The 8,601-nt window shown below is 37.9% G+C and carries 2 protein-coding genes, 2 tRNA genes and 3 rRNA genes (1 of these 7 only partly in view); 5 read left to right on the top strand and 2 right to left on the bottom strand.

Annotated features, from left to right (window positions below; all coding sequences use genetic code 11):
* From KAR67_RS01310 to rrf, 5 genes are all read left to right on the top strand, one after another.
* Nucleotides 1-896 (top strand): 16S ribosomal RNA (locus tag KAR67_RS01310) (it extends 617 nt beyond the left edge of the window).
* Between the two features lie 100 nt (nucleotides 897-996).
* Nucleotides 997-1,072, top strand: a tRNA-Ala gene (locus tag KAR67_RS01305).
* Between the two features lie 8 nt (nucleotides 1,073-1,080).
* A tRNA-Ile gene (locus KAR67_RS01300) sits at nucleotides 1,081-1,157 on the top strand.
* Nucleotides 1,158-1,765: 608 nt separating this feature from the next.
* A 23S ribosomal RNA gene (locus KAR67_RS01295) occupies nucleotides 1,766-4,821 on the top strand.
* 334 nt (nucleotides 4,822-5,155) lie between these two features.
* Nucleotides 5,156-5,272, top strand: a 5S ribosomal RNA gene (gene rrf / locus KAR67_RS01290).
* The 16S, 23S and 5S rRNA genes sit together here with 2 tRNA genes alongside, the layout of an rRNA operon.
* A 1,006-nt stretch (nucleotides 5,273-6,278) precedes the next feature.
* On the opposite strand, the gene murD is transcribed toward rrf, so the two are convergent.
* Nucleotides 6,279-7,487: a UDP-N-acetylmuramoyl-L-alanine--D-glutamate ligase gene (gene murD / locus KAR67_RS01285; protein WP_162284563.1), complete on the bottom strand. Its 1,209-nt coding sequence runs from the start codon at nucleotides 7,485-7,487 to the stop codon at nucleotides 6,279-6,281.
* Nucleotides 7,487-8,548 (bottom strand): phospho-N-acetylmuramoyl-pentapeptide-transferase, encoded by a 1,062-nt coding sequence (gene mraY, locus KAR67_RS01280; RefSeq protein ID WP_002778429.1) that lies wholly within the window; start codon nucleotides 8,546-8,548, stop codon nucleotides 7,487-7,489. Before mraY ends, murD begins: the two co-directional genes overlap by 1 nt.
* Nucleotides 8,549-8,601: the final 53 nt, after the last annotated feature.

Genomic DNA, 8,601 nt, shown 5'->3' with positions numbered 1-8,601 from the left:
TGATAGTCTAGAGTGAGGGAGAGGCAGATGGAATTGGTGGTGTAGGGGTAAAATCCGTAGATATCACCAAGAATACCCATTGCGAAGGCGATCTGCTGGAACTCAACTGACGCTAAGGCGCGAAAGCGTGGGGAGCAAACAGGATTAGATACCCTGGTAGTCCACGCCCTAAACGATGTACACTAGTTGTTGGGGTGCTAGTCATCTCAGTAATGCAGCTAACGCATTAAGTGTACCGCCTGGGGAGTACGGTCGCAAGATTAAAACTCAAAGGAATAGACGGGGACCCGCACAAGCGGTGGAGCATGTGGTTTAATTCGAAGATACGCGAAGAACCTTACCTGGGCTTGATATCCTAAGAACCTTTTAGAGATAAGAGGGTGCTAGCTTGCTAGAACTTAGAGACAGGTGCTGCACGGCTGTCGTCAGCTCGTGTCGTGAGATGTTGGGTTAAGTCCCGCAACGAGCGCAACCCACGTATTTAGTTGCTAACGGTTCGGCCGAGCACTCTAAATAGACTGCCTTCGTAAGGAGGAGGAAGGTGTGGACGACGTCAAGTCATCATGGCCCTTATGCCCAGGGCGACACACGTGCTACAATGGCATATACAATGAGACGCAATACCGCGAGGTGGAGCAAATCTATAAAATATGTCCCAGTTCGGATTGTTCTCTGCAACTCGAGAGCATGAAGCCGGAATCGCTAGTAATCGTAGATCAGCCATGCTACGGTGAATACGTTCCCGGGTCTTGTACTCACCGCCCGTCACACCATGGGAGTTGATTTCACTCGAAGCCGGAATACTAAACTAGTTACCGTCCACAGTGGAATCAGCGACTGGGGTGAAGTCGTAACAAGGTAACCGTAGGAGAACCTGCGGTTGGATCACCTCCTTTCTAGAGTACAAAGTAATAAGTCTCACAACTATTACTTCATTATAAACTCAATTGATTCTTGTTTAGATTTCAAAGATTGATGATAAAGCTAATTGTTTATGGGGAATTAGCTCAGCTGGGAGAGCGCCTGCTTTGCACGCAGGAGGTCAGCGGTTCGATCCCGCTATTCTCCACCATTTATTAAGGGCCTATAGCTCAGCTGGTTAGAGTGCACCCCTGATAAGGGTGAGGTCACAAGTTCAAGTCTTGTTAGGCCCACCATAGAAGTATCAATCTTAAAAAGATAAAAACAAGATTTGAAATCAAGCTTTAAAATCTAAAGCAAGTATATATTTATAAATATACTTTATATACCATATACTTCCTTTAGGTTTTAAACCTAAATGTTCTTTATAATTATCATTGTTAAGAGTCACAAGCAAGTTTTAATAAAAACAATTTTACAGGACTTGTTAAAGGATAAAACTCAATTATCTTTTCTTTGGTTTTATTTATATCTTTTAACTATCTTTATTTTTTATAATAAAGAGAATATTAGATCTAAAATTTTAAATTAAAGATAAGTTTCAAACTCACGACTTAGTTTAGATATTTTTAGTATTTATATTAAGTGTTTGAATGCTTTCCGTCTTAAGATAATGAAGTCTTATCGTAAAAACTTTAACAAGGAAGTGATGCGTTTTAGAATCAATAATAAAAGGTAGAAGTTAGATTATATCTAACTTTTATGCATATTCTTAGCAGAAGAAGCAAGAAAGACTATTAGTCTTTAACTTACTTTATCAGCCTAATATCTTTTAGGTTGGCGGGGTAGGTCTTTAGCTTGCTTCTTAGTCAAGGCTTTGCCTTGACGCTAAAGAAGGTAAAAAAGGTAAGCTACTAAGAGCGAATGGTGGATGCCTTGACTGGTAAAGGCGATGAAGGACGTACTAGACTGCGATAAGCTACGGGGAGCTGTCAAGAAGCTTTGATCCGTAGATTTCCGAATGGGGCAACCCAATGTATAGAGATATACATTACCTATATAGGAGCGAACGAGGGGAATTGAAACATCTTAGTACCCTCAGGAAAAGAAATCAATAGAGATTGCGTCAGTAGCGGCGAGCGAAAGCGCAAGAGGGCAAACCCAGTGCTTGCACTGGGGGTTGTAGGACTGCAATGTGCAAGAGGTGAGTTTAGCAGAACATTCTGGAAAGTATAGCCATAGAGGGTGATAGTCCCGTATGCGAAAAACAAACCTTAGCTAGCAGTATCCTGAGTAGGGCGGGACACGAGAAATCCTGTCTGAAGCTGGGTCGACCACGATCCAACCCTAAATACTAATACCAGATCGATAGTGCACAAGTACCGTGAGGGAAAGGTGAAAAGAACTGAGGTGATCAGAGTGAAATAGAACCTGAAACCATTTGCTTACAATCATTCAGAGCCCTATGTAGCAATACAGGGTGATGGACTGCCTTTTGCATAATGAGCCTGCGAGTTGTGGTGTCTGGCAAGGTTAAGCAAACGCGAAGCCGTAGCGAAAGCGAGTCTGAATAGGGCGCTTAGTCAGATGCTGCAGACCCGAAACGAAGTGATCTATCCATGAGCAAGTTGAAGCTAGTGTAAGAACTAGTGGAGGACTGAACCCATAGGCGTTGAAAAGCCCCGGGATGACTTGTGGATAGGGGTGAAAGGCCAATCAAACTTCGTGATAGCTGGTTCTCTCCGAAATATATTTAGGTATAGCGTTGTGTCGTAATATAAGGGGGTAGAGCACTGAATGGGCTAGGGCATACACCAATGTACCAAACCCTATCAAACTCCGAATACCTTATATGTAATCACAGCAGTCAGGCGGCGAGTGATAAAATCCGTCGTCAAGAGGGAAACAACCCAGACTACCAGCTAAGGTCCCTAAATCTTACTTAAGTGGAAAACGATGTGAAGTTACTTAAACAACCAGGAGGTTGGCTTAGAAGCAGCCATCCTTTAAAGAAAGCGTAATAGCTCACTGGTCTAGTGATTTTGCGCGGAAAATATAACGGGGCTAAAGTAAGTACCGAAGCTGTAGACTTGCGCACAACTTAGATTATTTAAGTTTAGAATATGAGAAACTAAGTTATATGTTTAGTTATATTTTTACTGATTTTTATAGAGTAAAGATAGAAATAAAACTTAGTAAAATCAGTAAAAATATTCTTAGACTAAAGTTAAGTAGTTTAAGTTGTGTGCAAGTGGTAGGAGAGCGTTCTATTTGCGTCGAAGGTATACCGGTAAGGAGTGCTGGAGCGAATAGAAGTGAGCATGCAGGCATGAGTAGCGATAATTAATGTGAGAATCATTAACGCCGTAAACCCAAGGTTTCCTACGCGATGCTCGTCATCGTAGGGTTAGTCGGGTCCTAAGTCGAGTCCGAAAGGGGTAGACGATGGCAAATTGGTTAATATTCCAATACCAACATTAGTGTGCGATGGAAGGACGCTTAGGGCTAAGGGGGCTAGCGGATGGAAGTGCTAGTCTAAGGTCGTAGGAGGTTATACAGGCAAATCCGTATAACAATACTCCGAGAACTGAAAGGCTTTTTGAAGTCTTCGGATGGATAGAAGAACCCCTGATGCCGTCGAGCCAAGAAAAGTTTCTAAGTTTAGCTAATGTTGCCCGTACCGTAAACCGACACAGGTGGGTGGGATGAGTATTCTAAGGCGCGTGGAAGAACTCTCTTTAAGGAACTCTGCAAAATAGCACCGTATCTTCGGTATAAGGTGTGGTTCGCTTCGTATTAGGATTTACTCCGAAAGCGAAGAAACTTACAACAAAGAGTCCCTCCCGACTGTTTACCAAAAACACAGCACTCTGCTAACTCGTAAGAGGATGTATAGGGTGTGACGCCTGCCCGGTGCTCGAAGGTTAATTGATGGGGTTAGCATTAGCGAAGCTCTTGATCGAAGCCCGAGTAAACGGCGGCCGTAACTATAACGGTCCTAAGGTAGCGAAATTCCTTGTCGGTTAAATACCGACCTGCATGAATGGCGTAACGAGATGGGAGCTGTCTCAAAGAGGGATCCAGTGAAATTGTAGTGGAGGTGAAAATTCCTCCTACCCGCGGCAAGACGGAAAGACCCCGTGGACCTTTACTACAGCTTGACACTGCTATTTGGATAAGAATGTGCAGGATAGGTGGGAGGCTTTGAGTATATGACGCCAGTTGTATATGAGCCATTGTTGAGATACCACTCTTTCTTATTTGGGTAGCTAACCAGCTTGAGTTATCCTCAAGTGGGACAATGTCTGGTGGGTAGTTTGACTGGGGCGGTCGCCTCCCAAATAATAACGGAGGCTTACAAAGGTTGGCTCAGAACGGTTGGAAATCGTTCGTAGAGTATAAAGGTATAAGCCAGCTTAACTGCAAGACATACAAGTCAAGCAGAGACGAAAGTCGGTCTTAGTGATCCGGTGGTTCTGTGTGGAAGGGCCATCGCTCAAAGGATAAAAGGTACCCCGGGGATAACAGGCTGATCTCCCCCAAGAGCTCACATCGACGGGGAGGTTTGGCACCTCGATGTCGGCTCATCGCATCCTGGGGCTGGAGCAGGTCCCAAGGGTATGGCTGTTCGCCATTTAAAGCGGTACGCGAGCTGGGTTCAGAACGTCGTGAGACAGTTCGGTCCCTATCTGCCGTGGGCGTAAGAAGATTGAAGAGATTTGACCCTAGTACGAGAGGACCGGGTTGAACAAACCACTGGTGTAGCTGTTGTTCTGCCAAGAGCATCGCAGCGTAGCTAAGTTTGGAAAGGATAAACGCTGAAAGCATCTAAGCGTGAAGCCAACTCTAAGATGAATCTTCTCTAAGCTCTCTAGAAGACTACTAGTTTGATAGGCTGGGTGTGTAATGGATGAAAGTCCTTTAGCTGACCAGTACTAATAGAGCGTTTGGCTTATCTTTAATAAAGCATCACTTCCTTGTTAAGGTTTTTAAGAAGACTTTGAATATAGATAATATTTAGAGTTTAATAGAAATCTTTCAAGTAGAGTTTGTATTAGAACTTGCTCTTAACATTGTTTTTTAAGTATTCTAAAATAAAAACTTATCAAAGAGAGTAAAGATTTGATTCATTGATAAGATGAAAGATAAGATTTAAAAGATAAAAGTAAAAATTAAAAAACAAAAAAAGAAAAATAAAAAAGAATAGAAGAAAAGCAAAAAAATAAAACAATAGAATAAAAAATAAAAGCTTTATTCTTAAGTTAAATCTTTCAAAGAATATTTAAATAACAATGTCCGTGATCATACAGATGTGGAAACGCCTTGCTCCATCCCGAACCAAGAAGCTAAGCACATCGTGGGTGATGATACTACGCCTTACTGGCAGGGGGAAAGTAGCTCATTGCGGACTTGTTAATTCTACTTTATCTTATTCTTATAGATTTAAAATCTTAGTTTTTATATATCAATCGTTGTTTTTATATTTAATTATTTTTTTATGTTTATTAAATCTATTATTGTATTAATTATTTTTTTATTGATTGAATTTGTTTTTATGCTAATTAAATATGTTTTTGTATTCATTGTTCTTTTATGTTTATGTTTAATTGGCTTGGATTGATTTATGCTTTTGTTCTAATTGTATTTAATCAGCTTAGAATGCTTTGTATAATGCTTTTACTTATCTACAACTTATTATTTTTATATTCAATCATTAGTTTAATTGATTTATGCTTTTGTTGGTTTTAAATACTTTATTAGTCATTGCTTGATTAGTTTATTAATTTATTTAATTTAATCAGTTATAGGTTATATTCATTGGTTTGTTTGATTAATTAGTTTGAAGTTTAATTAGCTTGGGTTGATTTAATTTGTAGTTTTATATTTAAATTGATTGGTTGGGTTGTCAGCTTAAGCTATGGTTGTTTATTAGTTTGGGTTGATTTAATGGTTGTTTGAGTTGTTTAGTTTATATGTTTTTATATCTCAATTATTCTTTTTATTTATTAAATCTTTTGTATCAATAATTAATCTTTATGTTTACTTGTATAGGTTTATTTATTCAATCTATTTTTATGTGTCAATTGTTCTTTATATGTCTAGTTTATATTTTATTATGTAGCTTGGGTTTGTTCAATAATTGGGTTGGATTTTTAATCACTCAAGTTTATTTTATAGTGTTTATTGAGGTTTTATGGTTGGGAGGTATACACTTCTTGGTTGGGTTAGGGGTTAATGTTGGGTTAGGGTGGATAGACTATGATTGTTTATTCTTGTTGGCGAGAATGAATGTTATACTTGAGATAAATTTTTATCAAGGTATGTTGTTTAATAAATGAATTTTAATTCTAAGCCGAATACGAGTCGTTTTAAATTAGTGTTTGATAAAAATTAATATGTGATGGGGGGGGGGTGAATTAAATTTTACCTACACATTCTTTAAATTTTTCTCCACGTTGAGCATAAGAGCTGAATTGATCTAAGCTTGCACAAGCAGGGCTTAATAAAGCTACTTCATTGTTTTTTAGCGTTTTGGAAATTTCTTGTACAGCATTTTCTAAAAATTCACACTTACGAGCTTTTAAATTTGCTTTTAAAGCATAATCAAGCATTTTTTGAGTGCTAAGTCCTATAGCATAGAGTTCTATGTTGAAATTTTTCATAAAATTAAATAAAGCGCTTAAATCCACACCCTTATCATCGCCGCCCACAATAAGATGAATTTTTTTATTTTTATAGCGGTTAAGAGCGGCCATTACAGCGTTTTCATTGGTCGCTTTAGTATCATTGACCCAAAGTCTACCTTGACTATCTTGTAATTCTTCGAGTTTATTTTTTTCCATGATAAATTGATTTAAAAGTTCATAGCTTAGACTATCAAGTAGAATTTTTTCTATACTTAAAGCCATGACAGCATCAAGCAAAAAAGGGCTTTTAAAAGATATTTTTTCTATATCGATACCCATTTTTTGAGCAAGATCAAATTCATCTTTGTAAGAGATAATATAAGCTTTTGTAGGTGTTTTTGCGTAAATTTCAGGCAAGATTGCAATATCACACTCATTCATTCTTTCTAAAACGCTCAATTTATCTTTTGCATAATTTTCAAAGCTTCCATGCCATGAAAGATGATCCGCACTTATAGGTAGAAGTGCATAAATTTCGGGTTTTGCAGTATGGGTGTAGTGAAGTGTAAAAGATGAAGTTTCAAGTATCCAAATTTTGGCATTTAAATCAAGCTCAGCCAGAGGAAAACCGACATTTGCTCCCATTACTGCTCCAACATGTGAAAGTAGATGTGTAGCCATTTGTGTGGTTGTGGTTTTACCATTTGTACCACTGATCCAAACAGATTTTGGCATAGCATCATAAAAAAAATCATATTCGCTTTGTAATTTTTTTGCTTTTTTTATAAGGTTATGGTTAGGTGGAAAGCCAGGGCTTGGAATTTCAAGCTCGCTTACTTTTTCATCAAATTCTTTAGGATTTAAAAGATGATTACCCCATTCATCCTTGCTTTTTTCTTGAAAATGATCATCGTAGATATCAAAAGGGCCGAATTGATTGGCTAAATTTTTAGCTATTGCCTGTGTGGTTTTACCATATCCAAAAAGTGAAATTCTCATTATCTTAACTTTATCGATGCAAGCGCAAGTAAATTAGATAGCAAGGCTATCATCCAAAAACGCACTATGATTTTATTTTCTACCCAGCCTATTTTTTCAAAATGATGGTGTATGGGCGCCATTTTAAATACTCTTTTATTGAAAATTTTAAAGCTTCCCACTTGTAAAATGACAGAAATGGTTTCAAGCACAAAGACAAAGCCTACAAGTAAAAGCAAGATTTCATTTTTGCTTATGATGGCTAAAAAACCTATAAATCCACCCAAGGCTAAGCTTCCACTATCTCCCATAAAAACTTGTGCAGGATAGCAGTTATACCATAAAAATCCCATAAGAGCTCCAATCAATGCAGCACAGATAATCACTACCTCGCCCAAGCCTTGAATTTTAGGTAAAAGCAAATATTCACTATAATTTAAATTTCCACTCAAATATAAAAATATACCTAAGGTAGATAAAGAAAAAATGCTAGGAACTGTTGCAAGTCCGTCAAGTCCATCGGTTAAATTGACAGCATTAGAGCTGGAGATTAAGACCAAAATCCAAAAAGCAAGAGCAAAAATTTTCATATCAAAAAGCGGATATTTGTAAAAAGGAAGATAAAATTCTGTATTAAATTCAGGGCTAAAATATAAAGGTAAAATACAGATTAATCCTACGCTTATTTGTGCTAAAAGTTTCATTTTTGGGCTAAGTCCTGAGTGGTTGTCTTTTTTTAAAATTTTACCCAAATCATCCACAAGTCCAATAAGGCAAAAAAGCACAAGACAAAGCAAGGCGGTGATTGTAAATACATTATCCAATTTAGCACAAAGAAGACTTGTAAAGACTGCACAACCTATAAAGATAAGCCCACCCATTGTAGGCGTTTGAGATTTTACCTTGTGAGTTTGGGGTGCTAGTTCATAAATGGGTTGATTTGCATTTTTGTTTTTAGCCCAAGCAATAAATTTAGGCATGATAAATAAAGACAAGCATAAAGCAATGAAAAATGCAAAGCCCGCGCGTACACTGATATAAGTAAAAAAAGCATAATCACTAAAATAAGAAAGATAATACAAAAGCTAGCCTTCTTTTTGGTTTTTAAAAGCTTAATTTTAGTAAAATCTAGCCA

It is taken from the genome of Campylobacter sp. JH32 (assembly GCF_017846535.1).
In the GTDB taxonomy this organism is placed as follows: Bacteria; Campylobacterota; Campylobacteria; order Campylobacterales; family Campylobacteraceae; genus Campylobacter_D; species Campylobacter_D coli.
The sequence above is the reverse complement of the archived record's forward strand: the minus strand, read 5'-3'. Positions and strand labels throughout refer to the sequence as shown.